Genomic DNA, 23,307 nt, shown 5'->3' on the forward strand with positions numbered 1-23,307 from the left:
TCATCTTCTCTACATCTTATTGATTTAATCGGATTCTGACTTATGACAACCCCTTTAAATGAACGCCGTATTGCAAATGCAATTCGTGTCTTGGCTATGGATGCTGTGCAACAAGCAAACTCAGGGCATCCTGGTGCTCCAATGGGGATGGCAGATATCGCTGACGTAGTTTGGCGCGAATTTTTAAATCATAACCCAAGTAACCCTCAATGGGTGAACCGTGACCGCTTTGTATTGTCTAATGGTCACGGCTCAATGTTGCAATATGCGTTATTGCATTTGACGGGTTATGAATTATCTATTGAAGATTTAAAACAGTTCCGTCAATTACACTCTAAAACTCCAGGTCATCCAGAATTGGGTTATGCACCTGGTATCGAAACCACAACAGGTCCATTGGGTCAGGGGATTGCCAATGCAGTAGGTTTTGCTTTAGCTGAAAAAACGTTAGCTGCTCAGTTCAACAAAGACGGTTTAGATGTTGTTGATCACTTCACGTACTGTTTCCTTGGTGATGGCTGCTTGATGGAAGGTATTTCGCACGAAGTATGTTCACTTGCAGGTACTTTAGGTCTTGGTAAGTTGATTGCTTACTACGATGACAACGGGATTTCAATTGATGGTGAAGTAGAAGGTTGGTTTAGTGATGATACTGAGCAACGTTTCAAAGCTTATGGCTGGCAAGTGCTTCGTGTAGACGGTCATGATGCTGATGCGATTCGTCAAGCAACTGTTGAAGCGAAAGCTGAAAGCAATAAGCCAACAATTATTATCTGTAAAACGATTATTGGTTTAGGCTCACCAAACAAACAAGGTAAAGAAGATTGCCACGGTGCGCCACTGGGCAAAGACGAAATTGCTTTAACACGTGAAGCATTAGGCTGGAAAGAAGACGCATTTGTTATTCCTGAAGATGTTTATGCTGCTTGGGATGCAAAAGCAAAAGGTCAAGCATCTGAAACAGCTTGGAATGAATTATTTGCTCAATACCAAGAAAAATATCCAACTGAAGCGGCTGAATTATTACGTCGTATCAACGGTGATTTACCTGCTGAATTTGCAGCACAAGCCGATGCATTCATTGCTGAAACCAATGCAAAAGCTGAAACCATTGCAACTCGTAAAGCAAGCCAAAATACTTTACAGGCATTCGGTCCATTACTCCCTGAATTATTAGGTGGTTCTGCTGACTTGGCTGGCTCTAACTTAACACTTTGGAAAGGTTGCCAAGGCGTGCAAGAAAATCCTGCGGGCAACTATGTGTATTACGGCGTTCGTGAATTCGGTATGACCGCAATCGCAAATGGTGTAGCTTTACACGGTGGTTTTGTTCCTTACGTTGCAACATTCTTGATGTTTATGGAATATGCACGTAATGCAGTACGTATGTCAGCATTGATGAAGCAACGTGTGATTCATGTTTATACACATGACTCAATTGGTTTAGGTGAAGATGGCCCTACGCATCAACCAATCGAACAAATTGCATCGTTACGTGGTACACCAAACTTAAATACTTGGCGTCCATGTGATACGGTTGAAGCGGCTGTTTCTTGGAAATCTGCTCTTCAGCGTAAAGAAGGTCCAACCGCATTAATTTTCTCTCGCCAAAACTTGCCATTCCAAGCACGTAATGAAGCTCAAATTCAAAACGTTGCAAAAGGTGGTTATGTACTTGCTGAAGAAAAAGGCGAATTAAAAGCAATCATCATCGCAACAGGTTCAGAAGTTTCATTGGCAATGGAAGCGTATGCACAACTTGAAGGTGTGCGTGTTGTTTCCATGCCATGTGCTGAAGAGTTTGTGAAACAAGATGCTGCATATCGTGAAGCTGTATTACCTGCACATATCCGTGCGCGTGTAGCGGTTGAAGCGGCTCATGTGGATTACTGGTGGAAGTTTGTTGGTTTAGACGGCAAAGTGATCGGTATGACAACTTATGGCGAATCTGCTCCAGCAAAAGACTTGTTCCAATTCTTCTGTATTACCACTGAAGCGGTTGTTGCTGCGGTTAAAGAAGTTACGTCTTAGTCAGTTGAAAGTAATAAAGCGTTCCAAATGGAACGCTTTTTTATGCTTTTAAACTAAATATTTAGTTCATTGTGAATCGAAATATTAGACGTTAATAATTTATGAACAGGACAACTTTCCGCAACTTTTAATAAGCGTTTATGCTGTTCTTCGGTAAATTCACCTTTTAGTGTAATTTTACGCTCAATATTGTTTTGACCTGCTTCAGGTTCACCATTTGGGTTTAAAGCCAAATCAACCTGAACATGATCAAGTTTAATTCCTTTATGGTTTGCATACATTTCCAGTGTAATGGTTGTGCACGCACCTAAAGCTGAAAGTAGCAGTTGAATTGGGTTAGGAGCTGAGTCTTGACCACCTTTATCTGTTGGTTCATCTGCATACCAAGTATGACCCGAAGAATCCGTCAACGAAACGCGATAAGGTGTAGATGTACTGAGTGCTTGTGCTGTATGTGCCATGTTTTACCTTTTTGTTTATCTTTAAAAATTTGAATAAAAATATGTCAATTGATGATGTCGTTCTAGCGACAATATGTATAGTACCGAATAGTCTTATGATATTCGTTTTACGTAACAACTGTAACGCTTTTATTGTTGCACTGGTGAAACATATCGTTTTATAAAGAATGGTGAATAAAATTATGTGATCTATAAACTAAACAACATATCAAACAAGGATACGAAAAATGCAGTTTAAAACATTAAGCCTCGGTTTAGCAGTTGCCATCGCAAGTTCAGTCGCTTTGGCGGCACCAGTAGACTATAAGATTGACCCAACTCATACAGCGACTGTATTTAGCTGGAACCATTTTGGTTTCTCTACACCAAGCGCGAACTTTACTGATATTCAGGGTGTAATTAAAGTTGATAATGCAAAACCAGCAAATTCTTCTGTTGAGGTCACTATTCCGATCAGTAGTGTAAATACCAATGTGCCTGCCTTGGATAAAGAATTCCAGGAAGAAGCATGGTTTAACGCTGCGAAATATCCAAACATTACTTTTAAAAGTACCAAAGTCGAAACCAAGGATAAAAAGCACTTTAAAATTACGGGTGATTTAACTGTTAAAGGTGTAACAAAGCCTGTGGTTTTAGATGCTGTGCTGAATAAACAAGGCGAGCACCCAATGGCGAAAGTGCCAGCGATTGGCTTTAATGCCACAACATCATTTAACCGTTCTGCATTTGGCATCGGAAATTACGTGCCGAATGTAGGAGATAAGATCACTGTAAATATTACCACTGAAGCAACTGCTGCAAAGTAAAATCAAACAAATTATTAGATTGATAAAAAAAGCTCATGGAACTAGTCCCTGAGCTTTTTTTAATTTTGCTTGTAAATTGTAAGCGCCCGCTGAACCCCATGGCTGTTTTTTAATTTTGGTCGGATTTCCAGCGGTGTGGTAGTAATTCTTCAATCTGGGTCACTTTATGCGTCGGCAGCCTTTTCAGCACATCACTGAGATAGGCATACGGATCCAGCCCATTCAGCTTTGCTGACTGGATTAAAGTCATGATATTTGCCGCTCGCTGACCACTACGCAGCGAACCTGCAAATAGCCAGTTCTTGCACCCAACGCCCAGGGACGCATCTGATTCTCGACCCAATTGTTACAAATCGGTAGATTGCCATCATCCAGATAGCGGCTTAAAGCTGGCTAACGCTTCAAAGTGTAATTGATCGCCTTGGCAATTGGAGAACTCGACGGCACCGTCAGATAATGTTGGTTGAGCCATTCATATAGTTGTTGCATCCAATCTGAGAAGCATTGCTTCGCAAGAGATGCGATGGATGTCTGGTTATTTGTAGTCATAAATTTAAGTCCCCACTTATTTTTAACTGGGGACTAAATTAAGGCTTATAGGACAAATTCATAAGGTGTGTTCAGCGGACGCTTACATTTATGGTGAGTATCATGATAATGTTTCATGACTTTTTCACGTAAATCTACAGAATATATTTTAGGCATGAGTGAAGTCTCAAATAAATCCAAGTGTAGCTTATATTTTGCTAATTGCTATATATTGCTTATTATGAAATTCCTTGCATTTCAAGGAGTTTACTATGCCTCATATTGTTGTCATCGGTGCAGGAATTACAGGCGTTACCTCTGCCTATTAAAGAATAAAAGCCGATGTATAAAAACATCGGCTTTTGAAATTCAATCATTCAAGTTTAGTCATATAAACGGTAGATGCCTGTAAAACGTTCGCAGCCTTTTTGATCTGTTTTGACAATCAGTAAGGCCTTTTGAAAATCAAACTGATATTGGCATTTCTTTTCATTATCAGTGATCTGATTTTTTTGTTCAGGTGTACTGTAGGCAAGCAATGACATTATTTGGGTTTCCAGTCGATTGTTTGGGTTGCGATAAGCAATACCCTCAATTTTAAGCTTGTCTTTATCCAGTTGATGAATCTGTAAATGAATGGGTTGAGCGGCTAATTTTCCCTGTTCATATTTTAGATAATGCTGGGTTAGCGTCTGGTTCATTGAGGTATAAAAATTCAGGTCATCCAAACGCAATTCAAACTGTTGTTGATAGCAGGTTTTAGATTTGCATTGCTGTAACTGTTTTAACCATAATCTCTGGGTATCATGTAATAGCTGTAAGGGGGCATCGGTCACCAAATAAGCAGTTAAAAACTTATTGTTGAGTTTAATTCGCTGTTCATCATATTGCTTGGAACATATCTTTTTAAGGTCAAGTGTACGATCTGAGCAATCGATTGATTTCGCAAATGTAAATGTTGAGCAAAAACAACTCAATGTGATGATATAACCGACGTTCTTTAATTGATTTCTTACCGTATTAAACAGCATAATGACGCATACTTTCAGTCTAATTTGCTCAATGTACTATAGCGAAATAGAAAGCCAGAATACAAGATTTGTTCAGTATATTGTAAAAGGAAAATCATATGGTTGCTCACATTCGTATTGGACAGGGAATGGATGTACATGCTTTTGAAGAAGGCAGCTTTGTTACCTTGGCGGGTATTCAGATTCCCCACGCACATGGTTTAAAAGCCCATTCTGATGGAGATGTGGTGCTGCATGCATTGTGTGATGCATTATTGGGCGCATTGGCTTTAGGGGATATAGGGCAGTATTTCCCTGACACTGACCCAGAATATAAGGGTGCAGATAGTCGGGTATTGCTTAAGCATGTATATCAGTTGATTTTAGATCGTGGTTATCATCTCAATAATGCTGACATTACTGTGGCCTGCGAACGGCCAAAACTTGCCAAACATAATCTGGAGATGCGTCAAAGCATCGCAGATGTCATGAATGTGGATGTTACACAAATTAGTATTAAGGCGACCACAACTGAAAAACTAGGTTTTACTGGCCGTCAGGAAGGCATTCTGGCAACGGCGACAGTGCTTGTTTCCCATCAGGCAAAATGATCTGCATTGATCAATGACTGCTGTAATTCCTGTGTTGCTTTACGACCTTGCAGTTGTAAGCTAATGCTGTGAATCAGGCCTGTCCAGGTCTCATTCGGTTCCCAGATTTGATGAAGCAACTCTTGGGCAATAGGTAATTCAATATTCATATAAAACTGCCGATATAAATACATCAAGCAACTGACACGCATATTCTGGGCACAATGTAACCAGACAATTTTATTTTGAACCAGATGGTCAATTAAATCCAAAATAAAAAGACACTGTTCTGAGCAGGGAATATCCCAGTCAATGGGGATATGAATATAGTTTAGCCCCAAACCCAGACAAATTTGATCCTGTTGGGATAAGTGATTTTCAGACTTACTCGTCGCAAGGTTAATGACTGTACTACAACCATATTCTTTAATCTGCTGCAACTGCTCAACTGAGGGTTGGGCAGAGCTAAACAGGTGCTCATGCACCAAAGAAAAACCCGGTATCTGAGATAAAGCTTGTTCGAGTGAAGTCATAAGGTTCGCTATACAATGATTGAAGTTCTCATGATATGAGAAACTTATTTTTAAAATGCTGGCTTTACTATAAGTGTTTTTATTTCAGTGTTCAATTTAGATTGGATAAATAAAAACAGCATCATGAGGATGCTGTTTTTTGTATTTAGTCTTTGTTTAAATTCTCATTGAGCAGGAATTCCATCAATGCCTTTTGAGCATGCAAACGATTTTCCGCTTCATCCCAGACCACTGCATTTTTATGGTCCAGCATGTGTTCAGAAATTTCTTCGCCGCGGTGTGCGGGTAAGCAATGCATAAATAAACAATCTGGATGAGCCAGATCCATTAATTTTTCATTCACTTGGAAATCAGCAAATGCTTTTTCACGAAGCTTTTGTTCTTCTTCTTGCCCCATGCTTGCCCAAACATCAGTTACGATCAGGTCAGCATTAACCGCAGCATCCTCAGCTTTATTGAACACTTCTACACAGTCAGCAAACTCGGCAAGAAACTCAGGTTTTGGCTCATAACTTTCAGGAGAGGCGATCTTGAGTTTAAAACCCATCAGATGTGCCGCTTCAACATAAGAGTTGCACATATTGTTACCGTCACCAATCCAGGCTACTGTCTTGCCTGCAATACTGCCACGATGTTCCTGATAGGTTTGTAAATCAGCAAGTAACTGGCAAGGGTGGTGATCATCCGTAAGACCGTTAATGACAGGTACTTTAGAATAAGAAGCAAAACGCTCTACGATGTCATGCCCAAAAGTACGGATCATCACAATATCAAGCATGCTTGATATTACGCGGGCAGAATCTTCAATTGGCTCACCGCGACCCAGTTGGGTGTCACGTGGCGAAAGAAAAATCGCATTACCCCCAAACTGGCAGATGCCTGCTTCAAAAGAAATACGGGTACGTGTACTCGACTTTTCAAAAATCATTCCTAAAACTTTACCAACAAAAGGTTGATATACCGTATTGCTGTGCTGCATACGCTTGAGTTCTTGCGCACGATCTAAAATGCGTTGCAGTTCTAATGAGGATAGGTCACGTAAAGTCAGGAAATGCCGAAGCGCCATAGCTACTCCCAAAATTAATTATTGAATAAAAACAATAATTAATTGTTGTTTGACGAGTGGTGGGTAAAAAGGAATTGACTACTATACTATACGCGCAGGAAAATGCAAAAGAATTAGACTTTTTGATGAGCTTTTAAGAATAAATCAACGGAATAATTAATATAATCAGTTATTTCAGCGTCATTTGCTGATACTTCTAAACCCATTAAAAGTCGCCATTCCACATCACGTAAAATTCCGAAATACATCATGGCGGAGAAATGGGGGTTAGAGCAGTATATTGCATTGAGGTCGTTTGCCTGACCTAAAGCAAATGCAATCGTATTCTGTATATTTAAAGCACATTGGTCATAAAAATAGTGCGCTAATTGTATATCTTTTTGAGTTTGCTCTGTGAACAGACGCATAAAGGCAATGTTCTCGGGCTTTATGATATGTTGATAAAAACGAATCAAGGTCTGGTTTAAATAGTTTTTGAGATCAATCTTTTCTGGAATATAGGGTACGCAAACCCCTTTGAAAAAAACTTCTCGCCGATAATCACAAATGGCGGTAAACTAGCCTTCTTTATTGCCGAAATATTTATATATAGACGTTTTTGATCCACCCGCATGATTGACAATATCATCCAGAGAAACAGCATCATAACCACGTTCCAGAAATAAATCGGTTGCACAAATGAGCAAGGCAAGACGACGTTCCTGTCCACGGCGAGTTTGAGGCTGTTCGCAACTTGGGTAACAAATATCAGTCATTATATTCAAGAGAAGTGGGTTGAGTGATTTGTATTATAGCAAAAACCATATACATTGTATGGCTATGAAGTTGATGAGTGTTGCAAATCCTCCTGATAATAAAAAAGCGAGACATGATTTGCTCGCTTTTTTAATGGCTTAGTCTTTTAGGCTGAACGAATTTCCTCGTCATCATCATCTTCAGATGAATCCATGCCAAGCTCCTTGAGTTTACGTGTTAGGGTATTGCGTCCCCAACCCAAAAGCTCAGCAGCATGACGTTTACGTCCACGTGTTTGTTGGAGTGCGGCATTAATCAATGTGCGTTCAAACATCGGTGTTGCGATATCCAGAATTTTCATTTCCCCATTTTTGAGCTTTTGAATTGCCCATTGACCCAACAACTCATCCCAATGATGCACTGCAATTCGTTCAGCCAATGCTGGGCTGGCCGCTGTTGGCTGCACGGCATCACTTGTGGCTTTCTGGATGGAGACTTGCTTAAGCTCAGCAGGTAAATCTTCAGGATAAACCTCACGACCCGTGATCATCACTGTCAGCCAGCGACAGGTATTTTCTAGCTGACGAACGTTGCCTGGCCACGGTAGCTGTTGCATATAATCCGTTGTTTCAGTGCGTAGGATTTTTGGACTTACCCCGAGTTCCTTGCCTGCACGTGCCAGAAAGTGCTGTGCCAGCATTGGAATGTCTTCACTACGATGGGCAAGTTTAGGAATGTGAATACGGATTACGTTGAGACGATGATACAAGTCTTCGCGGAAACGTCCTTCATTAACCAGCTTTTCCAGGTCCTGATGGGTTGCCGCCACAATGCGCACATCTACTTTTACTGGAATATGTCCACCAACACGATAGAATTCACCATCCGCAAGCACACGGAGTAGACGTGTCTGGGTTTCAAATGGCATATCACCAATTTCATCCAGGAATAATGTACCGCCATTGGCTTGTTCAAAACGTCCTTGATGCTGGGTGTTTGCACCTGTAAATGCACCTTTTTCGTGACCAAACAACTCGGTTTCAATCAAGTCTTTTGGAATGGCAGCCATATTCAGCGCAATAAAAGGTTTGGCACGGCGAGGCGAATGTTTGTGCAGTGCATGGGCCACCAGCTCTTTGCCTGTACCAGATTCACCATTAATCAATACAGTAATATGCGATTGTGATAAACGTCCAATGGCACGGAACACTTCCTGCATTGCAGGTGATTCACCGATAATCTCAGTGGATTTTAATGGTGCAGCCGCCGCCGCTTTGCTGGCTTCCTGCTGTTGAAGCTTGGTGATATGCAAAATGGCACGATTGACCAATGCCAGTGCCTCATCAATATCAAAAGGCTTTGGCAGGTACTCAAAAGCACCAGTCTGGTAACTTGATACCGCTGACTCCAAATCAGAGTGGGCAGTCATGATAATCACAGGCAGGTCAGGATGGGTATTCTTTACTTTAGACAGAAAAGTTAAACCATCAATTCCAGGCATGCGAATATCAGTCAAAATGACATCAGGGGCATCATCATGTAAACGTTCCAGCGCTGTTTGTGCTTCTTCAAAATTGGTAACGTCAAAACCTTCTTCTTTAAAAGTCTTTTCGAGTACCCAGCGCATGGCACGATCATCATCAATTACCCAAATTTTATTTCGTGACACGGTCTGACTCCCAAGGTAGATATAAGCTAAATATGGTTTTTCCTGGAACGGATTGACACTCGATCATTCCGTTGTGTTGATGCATGATGTTTTGCGCGATACTGAGGCCAAGCCCTGTTCCCTTTGCCCGCCCAGTCACAAGAGGGTAAAATACAGACTCTAATATGCTTTCTGGAACACCTGGTCCATTGTCTTCAATATCAATTCTTATCGATGAGCGATTCAGAACACCGTTAATTGTGACTAAGCGTTGAATGCGCGTTCTTAAAATCAGCTCTGGTTCTGAATCGACAAAAAAATCTTTATTTTCAGTCATTGCTTGCACAGCATTTACGCTGATATTCAGCATGACCTGAATCAGTTGATCACGGTCAGCCATTACATCAGGCAGGGAAAGGTCATAATCGCGGGTGATCTTAATTTTTTTCTTGGTCTGGTTGACGATAAGTGAACGAACGCGTTCCAGTGGTTCATGCACATTGACCAGCTCATAGCTCGGTAACTGACGTGAGCCAAGCATAGTATCTGCCAGATTGGTTAAGCGATCTACTTCACTAATAATAATGTCGGTAAACTCACGATAGCTTTCATCATTTAAGCTGCGAGCAAGTAATTGTGTTGCACCACGAATGCCCGCTAAAGGATTTTTAATTTCATGTGCCACGCCGCGAACTAGTTGGCGGGCAACCTGATGCTGCTGAACCAGATTTTCTTCCTTGGAAATTTTTAGCATCCGATCAATTGGGTTCAGCTCAATCAATAACAGGGGATGGTAGCTCTTTCCTGTATTAAGCTGTGAAACTGTATAATCCACATGAATCGGTTTGAAATTTACATTGATTACCGCTTCACGACGTGTGTAATGCTGTCCACTTTCTAATGTGTTGAGTAAAGCTTCGTGAGTATTAAAGGTATCATCGTGGGCATGCAGTAAATTTAGGATAGGCTGACCTGATGCACGTAGTAAGCTGACATCAAATAACGCTTCACAAGCGGAGTTCAAATAAAAAATATTAAGCCTACTATCGACCAATAAAATGGCAGTCGTTAAATTATCTACTAGGAGTCGATAGTCGATAGTGTGGTGTTGATCCATTTGTGAATCGTCCTGTATTAAAATGGCGCAATAAATATATGTATAAGTGAATAGCCATTCATGTCTAAGGTTTATGTAATGCAAAATGTAAGCCAACTTTTGATAGGCTAAATTTCAACAACTTAGTTAAAAGATATGACGTTTATGCTGTATTTTTCACATAGGTACGGTTTTATGTGGATTTTATAATGTTCTAAATTGGTGCAATGTAGGATTTTATTTAAAATATTGGTTGTATTTTGGTGCATTGATTAAACTGTGCAATCCCCACCTGTTTTTATCACTCGAAAAGTCATACAATACGCCGATTCAAGTGGAGCGCAGATTCATGAAGACCCCCAAAGTCGGTTTTGTATCTTTAGGTTGTCCTAAGGCATTGGTAGATTCTGAACGAATTTTAACCCAGTTAAAAACTGAAGGTTATCAAGTGGCATCAGATTATAACGGTGCGGACCTGGTTGTTGTTAATACCTGTGGTTTTATTGAGTCTGCGGTACAAGAGTCGCTGGATGCGATTGGTGAGGCCATGAGTGAGAATGGTCGTGTGATCGTCACGGGCTGTTTGGGCAAAGATGAAGATAAAATCCGCCAAATGCACCCAAATGTACTGAAAGTGACAGGTGCGGCAGCCTATCAGGACGTGATGGAGGCAGTGCATGAGTATGTGCCTGCACCACCAAAGCACAACCCGTTTATTGATCTAGTTCCAGAGCAGGGTGTGCGTTTAACACCGAAGCATTATGCTTATCTCAAAATATCCGAAGGCTGTAACCACCGCTGTACATTCTGCATCATCCCAAGCATGCGTGGAGACCTTGTTTCTCGTCCAGTAGGGAAAGTATTGGATGAAGCGGCAGCATTGAAACGTGCGGGTGTAAAAGAGGTTCTGGTGATTTCCCAGGATACCTCTGCGTATGGTGTGGACACCAAATATAAGCTGGATTTCTGGAATGGCCAGCCTGTTAAAACCAAATTCTATGATATGTGTGAAGCACTTGGTCAGCTTGGTATTTGGGTGCGTTTACATTATGTCTATCCTTACCCACATGTAGATGCAGTCATTGACCTGATGGGGCAAGGTAAAATCCTGCCTTATTTGGATATCCCTTTTCAACATGCCAGTCCGCGCATCTTAAAATTGATGAAGCGACCAGCCCACAGTGAAAACACCTTGGAACGCCTTAAATTGTGGCGGGAAAAATGCCCTGAATTGGTGATTCGTTCAACTTTTGTTGTGGGTTTCCCTGGTGAAACTGAAGAAGATTTCCAAATACTGTTGGATTGGTTGAAAGAGGCACAGCTTGACCGTGTCGGTTGCTTTACCTATTCACCTGTAGAGGGAGCGACAGCCAATGATCTTCCAGACCATGTGCCTGAAGAAATCAAGCAAGAGCGTTATGAGCGTTTCATGGAAGTTCAGCAGGAAATTTCAGCGGCAAAACTGCAAAAGCGTATTGGTCAAACGATGACAGTGCTCGTTGATAGCCTGGAAGAAGAATTCCCAGTTGCGGTTGCCCGTTCTTATGCAGATGCACCAGAAATTGATGGCAATGTATTTGTTGAAGATATTGATAAAAGCGTGATTAAGGCAGGTGACCTGCTTGAAGTCGAAATTACTGATGCAGATGAATACGATTTATTTGCAAAGTTAATTCAGGTTAAATCTGCTTAACACAAGATATAAAGAAAATTTTGAGATTGATCGGTTTGGAGTAAAGGTATGTCAGCTTCTAAGAATCCACGTTATGCACGAATTTTGCTCAAGCTTTCTGGTGAGGCTTTAGCTGGAAATAAAGATATGGGTATTGATGCCCAGGTACTGGACCAAATGTCACTTTCGATTGCCCATCTGGTTGGCTTGGGTGTGCAGGTGGGTATCGTTGTTGGTGGTGGTAACTTATACCGTGGTAGCCAGTTGCAGAAAGATGGTCTGGTTGGTCGTGTAACAGGTGACCAAATGGGCATGTTGGCGACGGTGATGAATGGTTTAGCGATGCGTGATGCATTGGTGCGCCGTAATATCAAAACCCGTTTGATGTCTGCTTTGTCAATTGGTACGGTAGTCGAGTCCTATTCTAGTCGTGACGCGATTCGCCATTTAAGTCAGGGCGAAGTATGTGTGTTTGTTGCGGGTACAGGTAATCCATTTTTTACCACAGATACCGCAGCTTGCTTACGTGGTATCGAAATTGAAGCAAACTTGATCCTGAAAGCAACCAAGGTTGATGGCGTTTATAACAAAGACCCAAGTAAATATGAAGATGCAGTTAAATATGACAATTTAACTTTCGATCAGGTTTTGGATGAGAAACTTGGTGTGATGGATTTAACTGCAATCTGCCTATGCCGTGACCACAATGTGCCATTGCAGGTGTTCGATATGAACAAGTCTGGTGCATTGCTTTCTGTTGTGATGGGTGAAAAAGAGGGAACTCACGTTACGAATTAATATACGTGAACCATAAAGCGCTTTATACTACGTTAAATATTTTGTAATACCTCAGGAATAAGTAAGGAAGATCATATGATTAACGATCTCAAAAAAGACAGCGAACAGCGCATGCAGAAAACCCTTGAGTCTTTGGAACAGGGTTTTGCAAAAGTTCGTACTGGACGTGCTCATCCATCTATCTTAAATGGCGTGATGGTTCCTTACTATGGTTCAGATGTTCCATTGAATCAGGTGGCGAACGTGGGTGTTGAAGATTCACGTACCTTAATTGTTCAGCCATTTGAACGTAACATGGTGTCTGCGATTGATAAGGCAATCCGCGAAAGTGACTTGGGCTTAAACCCGATTACCACTGACTCTATTCGTGTGCCGTTGGCTGCCTTAACAGAAGAAACCCGCCGTGACATGCAGAAAGTTGCCCGTTCAGAAGCGGAGAATGCCAAGGTTGCCATCCGTAACATCCGTCGTGATGTTTTAGGTGACATTAAGGCCCTACTGAAAGAAAAAGAAATTTCTGAAGATGATGAGCGCCGTGCAGGTGAAGATATTCAGAAAATCACTGACAAGTTTGTTGCGGAAGTGGACAAACGTCTTGCAGCCAAAGAAGCAGAATTGATGAAGGTCTAATTATATGACCTCACAAGAAGAACAGCTTCTTCCCCAGCATGTTGCCATCATTATGGATGGCAACAATCGTTTTGCCAAAAAAAATCAGATGCAAAAAGGCGATGGGCACCGTGAAGGCAAAAATATCCTTGACCCCATTGTTGAGCATTGTAAAAGTGTCGGCGTAAAAGCATTAACGGTTTTTGCATTTTCAAGTGAAAACTGGAATCGACCACAGTATGAAGTCGATTTACTCATGAAGTTGTTAGAAGATACGATTCATGAGCAACTTCCTCGTATGGAAAAATTTAATATTGCTCTACGTTTCATTGGTGACCGATCACGTCTCTCAGGTCATTTAAGGGATTTGATGCAATATGCAGAAAAAAAAACAGCCGCCTTTGATTCCATGACCTTAACTATTGCGATTAGCTATGGTGGCATGTGGGACATGGCGAATGCTGCAAAATGTATTGCTCAGGATGTTCTTGCTGGGAAAGTTCAAACAAACCATATAAATGTTGATTTATTTGATAAATATGTCAGTCTAAATGACCTGCCTGCTGTGGATTTATTAATTCGTACAGGGGGAGATTATCGCCTTTCAAATTTCTTATTGTGGCAAGCTGCATATGCAGAATTGTACTTTACAGAAACTTTATGGCCAGAGTTTACGGTCGAAGAATTGGATTACGCATTTCGTGTTTTTTCAGGGCGTGAGCGACGTTTTGGCAAGACATCCGAACAGATTCAACAAGTGAAAATAGAGAATTAATAATGTTAGAGCGGATAATTACCGCATTGGTATTAGTTGCAGTTGTTTTAAGTTGCATGTTTGCAACGCAATCACATTATCCAATGTTCATGCTTATGATTTTAGCGGCAGGGGTTGCAGGCTACGAGTGGTCTAAATTGATGCCACAGGCGTCGGCGATTGTCTCAAAACCTAAAGCCTGGGTATATGGTGGTTGTGTTGCACTGGTATCAACACTGGCATTGTTTTTTAATGATATTGCCTTACTGCTTTGGGTTGCATCCATTCTTACCTGGCTGGTGAGCATTTACTGGATTAAAAATTTCCCCGATGCTGATAACTGGTACAACGTTTCACTTCACTTGATTGGGTTTGTTTTAATTTCAGCCGCTGTTACTGCAATTTATGCTGTATGGCATAGCTCACCGTGGTGGCTGATGTATTTATTTCTATTGGTTTGGGGCGCTGACAGCGGTGCCTACTTTGTTGGCCGTAAGTTTGGTAAAAAGAAACTTGCCCCGAAAGTCAGTCCAAATAAATCCGTTGAAGGTTTATACGGTGGTATCGCCACAACAGTGATTATTATGCTGGTTGTACAATATTCCTATTTAAATTTAACCGCATTGCAGCTTATTTTATTCCTGATTCTTTCAGTCATTACCGTGTTTGCATCAGTGCTGGGTGACCTGTTTGAATCCATGATCAAGCGTCGTGCAGGGATTAAGGATTCTGGCCGTGTGTTGCCAGGTCATGGTGGTGTGCTGGACCGTATTGATTCACTGCTTGCGGCAGCACCTATTTTTGCTACGGGTATATATATTTTAAAACTGATTGGTGTAGATCTTTAAATGACTCAAGCTGTTTGCATATTGGGTGTAACGGGTTCAATTGGAAAAAGTACTTTAAAAGTATTGGAACAGCATCCAGACGATTACACCGTATTTGCAGTTTCTGCATATAGCCGTTTGGATGAACTTTTAGAAATTTGTAAAAAATACCATCCCAAAATTGTTGTGGTGCCGAATGAAAAAGCATTTGAGTTGCAACAACGTTTAAATCAAGAAAACTTAAAACATATCGAAATTTTGACTGATGAAGCGGGCTTAATCACTATTGCTGAGCATGCCGATGTTGATATCGTCATGGCTGCTATTGTTGGTGCGGCAGGTTTGTTGCCAACTCTTGCCGCAGTCAAGGCAGGTAAGCGTGTCTTGCTTGCCAATAAAGAATCTTTGGTCATGTCTGGCGACATCATGATGCAGGCTGCCCGTAAGCATAATGCACTGTTACTACCCGTTGATTCTGAACATAATGCGATTTTCCAGTCCTTGCCGCATGACTATCTAAATGCTGAAAGGACAGGCCAGCCCCAGTTGGGTGTTTCCCGAATTTTACTGACAGCGTCTGGTGGGCCATTTCTCAACCATTCATTAGAACAATTGCATGATGTAACACCACAACAGGCGTGTAAGCATCCAAACTGGTCTATGGGTCAAAAGATTTCGGTTGATTCTGCGACTTTAATGAATAAAGGACTGGAATTGATTGAAGCGTGTCATTTGTTTTCAATATCAGAACATTTTGTTACAGTCGTGGTTCATCCACAAAGTATTATTCATTCCATGGTGCAATATGTGGATGGATCAACTTTGGCACAAATGGGTAACCCTGATATGTGCACACCAATTGCACATGCATTGGCCTGGCCTAAACGCCTGGCAACAGATGTTCCTGCGTTAAACTTGTTTGAGACTGCTCAATTGAATTTTCAGCAACCTGATATTTTCAAGTTTCAAGCATTGGACTTGGCTCGTCAGGCGATGCGGGCAGGTGGTTTGGCGCCTACAGTATTAAATGCAGCAAATGAAGTTGCAGTTGCTGCATTTTTGCAGCAAAAAATTCGCTTTACTGAGATTGCGCAAATTGTCGAGAACACTTTGCAAGTTGTACAAAATGCCAAAGCAGAAAACATAGACATCATTTTACAGACTGATATGATCGCTAGACAGGTTGCAGAGAAGTATATTGTGGATATAGGGGGCTAAATCGTATGAATGCACTATTTATGATTGTTGCAGCGATTTTATTACTTGGTCCACTGATTGCAATTCATGAGTTTGGCCATTATTGGGTGGCGCGTAAATTAGGTGTCAAAGTCTTGGTTTATTCCATTGGTTTTGGCCCAACCTTGCTGAAATGGCAGTCTAAAAAATCTGGAATCCAATATCAGCTTTCTGCTTTGCCACTTGGTGGTTATGTCAAAATGCTGGACGAGCGTGAGGGCAATGTGGCTGAAAAGGACCTGCCTTACGCCTTTAACCGTCAGTCTCCGTGGAAGCGTATTGCCATCGTTGCGGCGGGTCCATTGATCAATCTTATTTTTGCGGTGTTATTGTTCTGGATTTTATTTTTACCAGCCCAGGAACAGTTGAATACCCGTATTGGCAAGATTATGCCCAATACTCCCGCAGCGTTGGTTGATTTGCAAGTGGGTGACAAAATTCTGGCAGTTGATGGTCAAACAACGCCAACATGGGAAAAACTTAATTATACCTTGGTCAATCGTGTGGGAGAGACAGGGCAAGTTTCCATTATTGTTGATCGTGCAGGTACTGAAAAGCAGTTTAGTTTACCAATCAAGGATTTCCTTAAGGATCAAAGCCAGTCACCTTTGGATGTATTGGGCTTCTTGCCTTATCGTCCAGTCATTCCCGCAACCGTGAAAGAGTTGAGTGCAGATGGTGCTGCTTCACGTCAGGGAATGAAAGTCGGTGATCGTATCGTTGCAATTGACAATGTTGTCATGAAAGACTGGTTTGATGTGGTTGATGTGGTTCAGAATTCACCTGAAAAACTTTTGAATATTGATGTGATGCGTCAGGGACAACTGCTGCATTTGCAGGTGATGCCACAAGGTCAACGTGACAATATGGGCAATATCACAGGTGTGCTGGGGGTGAAAAGTGACGCGGGCAAGATCACCATTCCTGCTGAATACAAACAAACCATTCAGTATTCACCGATCGAAGCGTTGGGTGTTGCGGTAGATAAAACCACACAGCTTTCAGGCATGATCTTTAACTCAATCATCAAGATGGTGCGTGGCTTGATTGGACTGGATAATTTGTCAGGGCCAATTACCATTGCCAAAGTGGCTGGACAAAGCGCCGAAATGGGATGGCAGACCTTTATCTCATTTATGGCCTTGATGAGTGTCAGTCTGGGTATTCTCAATTTGCTTCCAATTCCAATGCTGGATGGTGGGCATTTGGTTTATTACTTTATTGAAGCCATTCGTGGCAAACCTGTTTCTGAACAAATACAGATATTTGGTCTAAAAGTTGGTATGGTACTGCTCGGTAGCATGATGCTTTTGGCTTTATTTAACGACTTCATGCGTTTATAAAAACGCAAATGGAATTTAACTTACTGGAAAATATATGGGCATGCGTCACACACATTTATTAATGCCTTTGGCACTGGTTAGTGCGATGGCAGTGGTACAACAAGCATACGCAGCAGATGAGTTTCTTGCACGAGATATACGAATTGATGGCCTAGTGCGTTTAACACCTGCAAGTATTTATTCGATGTTACCAATAAATAGTGGCGATAGAGTAAGTGATCCAGTGATCGCCGAGGCAATCCGTACCCTATATGCTTCAGGCTTGTTTGATGATATCAAGGCTTATAAAGAAAAAGACATTCTGGTTTTTAAGGTTGTTGAACGTCCAGTCATTTCCAAGCTTGAATTCAAGGGTAATAAACTCATTCCAAAAGAAGCTTTAGAACAGGGCTTAAAGAAGATGGGTATTGCTGAGGGTGAAGTTTTTAAGAAATCAGCCCTGCAAACCATTGAAACCGAGCTGGAACAGCAATATACCCAGCAGGGTCGTTATGATGCCGATGTGACTGTGGAAACGGTTGCTCGTCCAAACAACCGCGTTGAGTTGAAGCTAAACTTTAATGAAGGTACGGCTGCAAAAGTTTTTGACATTAATATTATTGGTAATACTGTTTTTAGTGACAGTGATATCAAGCAGGTATTTGCCGTTAAGGAAAGTGGCTGGGCCTCTGTGGTGACCCGTAATGACCGCTATGCACGTGAGAAAATGGCGGCAAGCCTGGAAGCCTTGCGTGCGCTGTATTTGAACAAGGGTTATATCAATTTTAATATCATTAACTCTCAACTCAATATCAGTGAAGATAAAAAGCATATCTTCATTGAGGTTTCAGTTGATGAGGGTAGCCAGTTCAAGTTCGGCGAAACCAAGTTCCTCGGCGATGCATTATATAAGCCAGAAGAATTGCAGCTGCTTAAGCTGTATAAAGATGGTGAGACCTATTCACAAGAAAAAGTAAACGCGGTTAAGCAACTATTGCTCCGTAAATATGGTAATGCCGGCTATTACTATGCTGAGGTAAACATCGTACCTGAGATTAACAATCAGACAGGTATTGTCAACCTCAATTACTATATCAACCCAGGTCAGCAAGTCACTGTACGTCGTATTAACTTTACAGGTAATAGCAAAACAGCTGATGAAGTGTTACGTCGTGAAATGCGTCAAATGGAAGGCGCATTGGCAAGTAATGAAAAAATTGACTTGTCCAAGGTGCGTCTGGAACGTACAGGCTTCTTTAAAACGGTTGACGTCAAGCCTGTTCGTGTACCAAACTCACCTGACCAGGTTGACTTGAATGTCAATGTTGAGGAGCAGCACTCTGGCACAACCACACTTGCGGTTGGTTATTCTCAAAATGGTGGTGTGACATTCCAGGCTGGACTCAGTCAAACCAACTTTATGGGAACAGGCAATCGTGTTGCGATTGACTTGTCCCGTTCAGAAACACAGGATTACTATAATCTCAGTGTGACTGACCCATACTTTACCATTGATGGTGTGAGCCGCGGCTACAACGTTTATTATCGTAAAACCAAGTTAAACAAAGACTATAACGTCAATAACTATGTCACTGACAGTGTTGGTGGAAGTTTAAGTTTCGGTTATCCGATTGATGAAAACCAAAGTTTAAGTGCGTCTATTGGGATTGACCAAACCAAGGTTAGAACGGGTCCAAGCGTTTCAACCTATATTCGTGACTATTTGTTGGCAAATGGTGGTAAGGCAACAGGTTCATCTGTACGCTGTAAAAGCAAAGAATACGAAATGGATTCTGATAACAAACTTATCTTGGATCAAAATGGGCAACCAAAATGTATTGGCGGTTATGATACATACGATAGTGCCTTTGAAGGTGAGTTCCTGACCTATACCTTAAATTTGGGCTGGTCATACAATACCTTGAACAGACCAATTTTCCCAACCTCAGGTATGTCACATCGTGTAGGTCTTGAGGTGGGTATTCCAGGCAGTGATGTGGATTACCAAAAACTTACTTATGATGCTCAGGCATTTATGCCATTATGGGGCGGATTTGTACTGCGCGGTTATGGCAAGCTGGGCTATGGTAACGACTTGCCATTCTATAAGAACTTCTATGCAGGTGGTTATGGATCGGTTCGTGGTTATGATAACAGCTCACTGGGACCTAAATATCCAAGTGTTATTTTCCAGGAAATGGGTAAAGATGACTTATCAAAAGAGGAAGTGGGTGGTAACGCATTGGTGCAGTTTGGTACCGAATTGGCAATTCCATTACCATTTAAGGGTGATTGGACTCGACAAGTTCGACCAGTCCTGTTTGCCGAAGGTGCACAAGTATTCGATACTCAATGTGATGTACCAAACGGTTCGGATTTGGTCGTTGGTACAGCAGTAAATATGAAACAATATTGCAAAGATAACTATAAGTTTGATTTTGACAATATGCGTTACAGTGTAGGGGCTGGTTTTACATGGATTACCATGATTGGTCCATTATCGTTGAGTTATGCATTCCCATTGAATGACAAGAAAGGCGATGATACCAAATCAATCCAATTTGAAATTGGTCGTACATTCTAAGTACGACCTCAGTTTGAACTCTGCAAAACAGATAAGGGATGTAATAATGAAAACATTAACAATGCTTATGTTAGGTTTAGGATTAACGGTTTCAGCAGTTGCAAATGCGGGCGGTATAGGTGTTGTGGACCTGGCTAAGGTCGTTGAAAGTAGTACCTATTTAAAACAGCAAAATGACAGCCTGGGTCAATCAGTTAAACCGACTTCAGCTAAACTGGAACAGTTAGGTAAAGAGATTGAAAGCTTACAGCAAAAAGCCCAGTCCGCTAATCAGGCCGATTTACAGAAATTAAGTGGCCAGTATCAGGCCAAGGTCAATGAGTTTAATACGACTCAACAAGGTCTACAGACCAAAGTACAGACGACTTTGCAAACGATGAATACAAATTTTGAGAGTCGTGTGAAACAGGCCGCTGAACAATTAAGAAAAGAAAATAACTTGGATTTTATTTTAAATAAAAATTCTACGATTGCCTCTGACGCTCAGTATGATTTAACTGATAAAATGATTCAAAAGGTTAATGCAATGAAATAATCAATGAATAGACGTAGTTATCGTTTAGAAGAAATTGCTCACCTTGTCAAAGGTGAGTATTTTGGTGAAAAAGATTTCCAGATTTTTAATTTAGCGAGTTTAGAACAGGCACAAAATCAGCATATCTGTTTTGTGAATGGGGATAAGTACCTATCGCAAGCAGAAGCAAGTCAGGCGGGTGCCTACATTGTCACCGAAGCGCTCAAGCAACAGCTTTCCTCAAAAAATAACTTTATTGTCGTTGATAATCCTTATCTCGCGTTTGCGACTTTGACCCATATATTTGAAAAGAAAATTATCCAAAGGGGAATTTCAAGTACTGCTAAAATCCATCCCTCAGCCATCATTGCTGATGATGCTTATATTGGTCATTATGTGGTGATTGGTGAAAATTGTGTGGTGGGCAGCAATACCATTATTCAGGCCCATGCCTTTATTGATGATCAGGTTGAAATTGGCAAGGACTGTTTTATTGATGCACATGTCACCATTACAGGGGCTGCCAAGCTTAAGAACCGTATCCGTATCCATGCCAATACAGTGATAGGTTCAGAAGGGTTTGGCTTTGCACCTTATCAGGGGAAATGGCATCGCATTGCACAACTGGGTTCGGTTCAGATTGGTAATGATGTGCGTGTTGGTTCAAATTGCAGCATTGACCGTGGTGCCTTGGATGATACTATTCTGGAAGATGGTGTCATTATTGATAACCTTGTGCAAATCGCGCATAACGTTCAAATTGGTCAACATACAGCCATCGCTGCAAACACAGCAATTGCTGGAAGTGTCCGAATTGGCAAAAACTGTATTATCGGTGGTGGCAGTGCAGTTGCAGGGCATTTAAATATTGCGGATAATGTGACGCTTACTGGAATGTCAATGGTCACAAAAAGTATTTCTGAGGCGGGAATCTTTTCTTCGGGAATTGGACTGTTTGAAAATAGTCACTGGAAAAGAACTGTGGTACGCCTTAGACAATTAGCAGATGTGCCATTGACCCAGATCACCAAAAGGCTTGATTATATACAGGCTCAATTAGAGTCGCTTGAATCAACCCTTAAGTTACGTAAATAATTTATTATGACCGAGTCAACATTTCCAGCATTTACAATGCCTGAATTACCGATGCATATTCTTACCATTCGTGAATATTTACCGCATCGTTATCCTTTCCTGTTAGTTGATCGAGTTACGGGAGTCACTGAGAACAGTATTGTCGGTTATAAAAACGTATCTATCAATGAAGAGTTCTTGCAGGGGCATTTCCCAACCTACCCAATTATGCCTGGTGTACTCATCATTGAAGCGCTTGCCCAGGTTTCAGGTATATTGGGTTTTGTTTTGACCAATCAGAAGCCGAGTGAGGGTTCCTTGTTTCTTTTTGCTGGTGCGGAAAAAATAAGATTTAAGAAACAGGTTGTTGCAGGTGACCAGCTTATCTTAAAATCTGAACTTGTGATGCAAAAACGGGGTATTTACAAGTACAATTGTACTGCCAGTGTTGACGGTATTGTTGCTGCAACAGCCGAGATCATGATTTCCCACCAAAAAATTGAGCAGACATGACTAGTCAAAATTTAATACATCCTACAGCAATAATTGACCCGTCTGCAAAAATTGCCTCTGACGTACAGATTGGCCCATATTGTGTGGTTGGGCCAAATGTCAGTATTGATACTGGTACAAAGTTACATTCGCATGTGGTCATTGGTGGTTTTACACGAATTGGTAAAAACAACGATATTTTCCAGTTTTCTAGCATTGGAGAAATTTGTCAGGATTTAAAATATAAGGGTGAGGAAACTTGGCTGGAAATTGGCGATCACAACTCCATTCGTGAACATTGTACCTTGCATCGGGGTACGGTACAGGATCAGAGCTTGACCAAAATTGGTAGTCATAACCTGTTGATGGTGAATACCCACATCGCCCATGATTGTATGATTGGGGACCATAACATTTTTGCCAATAATGTTGGTATTGCAGGGCATGTGAATGTCGGTAACCATGTGATTGTTGGTGGGAATGCAGGCGTTCATCAATTCTGCCGTATTGATTCATATAGCATGATTGGTGGCGCTGCACTCATTCTTAAAGATGTGCCAGCTTATGTACTGGCTTCTGGTAATCCAGCACATGCACATGGTCTGAACATTGAAGGAATGCGACGTAAGGGCTGGTCACGGGATACGATTCAGGGTTTAAGAACAGCCTATAAATTGATTTATAAATCAGGTTTGACCAGTGAACAGGCCATTGCACAGATTCGTAATGAAGTTTTAGATAATGTGCCAGAAGCCCAACTGTTGATTGATTCTTTAGAGAAATCAACACGTGGGATTGTGCGTTAGGTTTAATTTCAATATAAAAAAAAAGACACTTCGGTGTCTTTTTTATTGGCTTAATTTTCTTCCTCAACAAACTGTTGTCGGTATTTTTTGGGAGACAGTTCAAAGGTGCGTTTAA

21 protein-coding genes and 2 pseudogenes are annotated in these 23,307 nt (G+C 41.3%); 15 read left to right on the forward strand and 8 right to left on the reverse strand.

Translation table 11 applies throughout. The annotated features are described in order from the left end of the window. The first annotated feature begins 42 nt into the window (after nt 1–42). Nucleotides 43–2,031, forward strand: a complete 1,989-nt coding sequence (gene tkt / locus F967_RS06505; RefSeq protein ID WP_004798937.1) for a transketolase — start codon at nt 43–45, stop codon at nt 2,029–2,031. Nucleotides 2,032–2,084: 53 nt separating this feature from the next. Here tkt and F967_RS06510 read toward each other — a convergent pair whose 3' ends face one another. Then, entirely contained in the window at nt 2,085–2,492 is a 408-nt protein-coding gene (locus F967_RS06510; protein WP_004798939.1) for an OsmC family protein, read from the reverse strand. Nucleotides 2,493–2,719: 227 nt separating this feature from the next. On the opposite strand from F967_RS06510, the gene F967_RS06515 reads away from it, so the two are divergent. Further along, a complete protein-coding gene (locus tag F967_RS06515; protein WP_004680843.1) occupies nt 2,720–3,298 on the forward strand; it encodes a YceI family protein in 579 nt (192 codons plus the stop codon). 109 nt (nt 3,299–3,407) lie between these two features. Here the strand turns inward: F967_RS06515 and F967_RS06520 are convergent. Both F967_RS06520 and F967_RS06525 read right to left on the reverse strand, forming a co-directional pair. Then, a pseudogene (locus tag F967_RS06520) lies at nt 3,408–3,787 on the reverse strand (IS66 family transposase); the annotation flags it as partial. Between the two features lie 422 nt (nt 3,788–4,209). Further along, the gene (locus F967_RS06525; protein ID WP_004677634.1) at nt 4,210–4,857 is read right to left on the reverse strand and encodes an A1S_1983 family putative colistin resistance protein; all 648 of its coding nucleotides are present in this window, start codon (nt 4,855–4,857) and stop codon (nt 4,210–4,212) included. A 98-nt stretch (nt 4,858–4,955) separates the two neighbouring features. On the opposite strand from F967_RS06525, the gene ispF reads away from it, so the two are divergent. Then, entirely contained in the window at nt 4,956–5,447 is a 492-nt protein-coding gene (ispF, locus tag F967_RS06530) for a 2-C-methyl-D-erythritol 2,4-cyclodiphosphate synthase (protein WP_004798941.1), read from the forward strand. On the opposite strand, the gene F967_RS06535 is transcribed toward ispF, so the two are convergent. The 5 genes and pseudogenes from F967_RS06535 to glnL form a co-directional block, all read right to left on the reverse strand. After that, entirely contained in the window at nt 5,435–5,959 is a 525-nt protein-coding gene (locus F967_RS06535) for a protein tyrosine phosphatase family protein (protein ID WP_004758141.1), read from the reverse strand. The two genes, ispF and F967_RS06535, sit on opposite strands and share 13 nt — an antisense overlap. Nucleotides 5,960–6,104: 145 nt before the next feature. Further along, nucleotides 6,105–7,025: an ornithine carbamoyltransferase gene (argF, locus tag F967_RS06540; RefSeq protein WP_004798944.1), complete on the reverse strand. Its 921-nt coding sequence runs from the start codon at nt 7,023–7,025 to the stop codon at nt 6,105–6,107. Between the two features lie 113 nt (nt 7,026–7,138). After that, nucleotides 7,139–7,780, reverse strand: a pseudogene (locus tag F967_RS06545) (TetR/AcrR family transcriptional regulator). 146 nt (nt 7,781–7,926) lie between these two features. After that, nucleotides 7,927–9,429: a nitrogen regulation protein NR(I) gene (glnG, locus tag F967_RS06550; RefSeq protein WP_004776945.1), complete on the reverse strand. Its 1,503-nt coding sequence runs from the start codon at nt 9,427–9,429 to the stop codon at nt 7,927–7,929. Then, nucleotides 9,416–10,525 (reverse strand): nitrogen regulation protein NR(II), encoded by a 1,110-nt coding sequence (gene glnL, locus F967_RS06555; protein ID WP_004798950.1) that lies wholly within the window; start codon nt 10,523–10,525, stop codon nt 9,416–9,418. The genes glnG and glnL overlap by 14 nt, the downstream gene beginning before the upstream one ends. Before the next feature lie 328 nt (nt 10,526–10,853). Here glnL and rimO point away from each other — a divergent pair, with 328 nt between their 5' ends. The 12 genes from rimO to lpxA all read left to right on the forward strand — a co-directional run bounded on the left by rimO (nt 10,854) and on the right by lpxA (nt 23,192). Beyond that, the gene (rimO, locus tag F967_RS06560) at nt 10,854–12,197 is read left to right on the forward strand and encodes a 30S ribosomal protein S12 methylthiotransferase RimO (protein WP_004776938.1); all 1,344 of its coding nucleotides are present in this window, start codon (nt 10,854–10,856) and stop codon (nt 12,195–12,197) included. A 48-nt stretch (nt 12,198–12,245) separates the two neighbouring features. Beyond that, nucleotides 12,246–12,974, forward strand: coding sequence for a UMP kinase (gene pyrH, locus F967_RS06565; RefSeq protein WP_004677620.1), 729 nt, complete (start codon nt 12,246–12,248; stop codon nt 12,972–12,974). Between the two features lie 75 nt (nt 12,975–13,049). Continuing rightward, nucleotides 13,050–13,604, forward strand: a complete 555-nt coding sequence (gene frr, locus F967_RS06570; RefSeq protein ID WP_004677618.1) for a ribosome recycling factor — start codon at nt 13,050–13,052, stop codon at nt 13,602–13,604. A gap of 4 nt (nt 13,605–13,608) precedes the next feature. Further along, nucleotides 13,609–14,358 (forward strand): polyprenyl diphosphate synthase, encoded by a 750-nt coding sequence (gene uppS / locus F967_RS06575; RefSeq protein ID WP_004776937.1) that lies wholly within the window; start codon nt 13,609–13,611, stop codon nt 14,356–14,358. Between the two features lie 2 nt (nt 14,359–14,360). Continuing rightward, nucleotides 14,361–15,185, forward strand: coding sequence for a phosphatidate cytidylyltransferase (locus tag F967_RS06580; protein WP_004680832.1), 825 nt, complete (start codon nt 14,361–14,363; stop codon nt 15,183–15,185). Then, nucleotides 15,186–16,382, forward strand: a complete 1,197-nt coding sequence (gene ispC, locus F967_RS06585) for a 1-deoxy-D-xylulose-5-phosphate reductoisomerase (protein ID WP_004798953.1) — start codon at nt 15,186–15,188, stop codon at nt 16,380–16,382. It begins immediately after the preceding gene. Between the two features lie 5 nt (nt 16,383–16,387). Further along, nucleotides 16,388–17,743 carry an RIP metalloprotease RseP gene (gene rseP, locus F967_RS06590; protein ID WP_004798956.1) on the forward strand — a complete coding sequence of 452 codons (1,356 nt, stop codon included), beginning with the start codon at nt 16,388–16,390 and terminating at the stop codon, nt 17,741–17,743. 34 nt (nt 17,744–17,777) lie between these two features. Then, nucleotides 17,778–20,306 carry an outer membrane protein assembly factor BamA gene (gene bamA, locus F967_RS06595; protein ID WP_004798960.1) on the forward strand — a complete coding sequence of 843 codons (2,529 nt, stop codon included), beginning with the start codon at nt 17,778–17,780 and terminating at the stop codon, nt 20,304–20,306. A gap of 46 nt (nt 20,307–20,352) precedes the next feature. Then, on the forward strand, nt 20,353–20,841 hold the full coding sequence (locus F967_RS06600) for an OmpH/Skp family outer membrane protein (protein ID WP_004798962.1): 489 nt from the start codon (nt 20,353–20,355) through the stop codon (nt 20,839–20,841). A gap of 3 nt (nt 20,842–20,844) precedes the next feature. After that, entirely contained in the window at nt 20,845–21,915 is a 1,071-nt protein-coding gene (gene lpxD / locus F967_RS06605; protein WP_004798964.1) for a UDP-3-O-(3-hydroxymyristoyl)glucosamine N-acyltransferase, read from the forward strand. Between the two features lie 6 nt (nt 21,916–21,921). Next, on the forward strand, nt 21,922–22,407 hold the full coding sequence (fabZ, locus tag F967_RS06610; protein ID WP_034431072.1) for a 3-hydroxyacyl-ACP dehydratase FabZ: 486 nt from the start codon (nt 21,922–21,924) through the stop codon (nt 22,405–22,407). After that, nucleotides 22,404–23,192, forward strand: coding sequence for an acyl-ACP--UDP-N-acetylglucosamine O-acyltransferase (lpxA, locus tag F967_RS06615; protein ID WP_004680825.1), 789 nt, complete (start codon nt 22,404–22,406; stop codon nt 23,190–23,192). Before fabZ ends, lpxA begins: the two co-directional genes overlap by 4 nt. The last annotated feature ends 115 nt before the right edge of the window (nt 23,193–23,307 follow it).

It is taken from the genome of Acinetobacter sp. CIP 102637, assembly GCF_000368425.1.
Taxonomy (GTDB): Bacteria; Pseudomonadota; Gammaproteobacteria; order Pseudomonadales; family Moraxellaceae; genus Acinetobacter; species Acinetobacter parvus.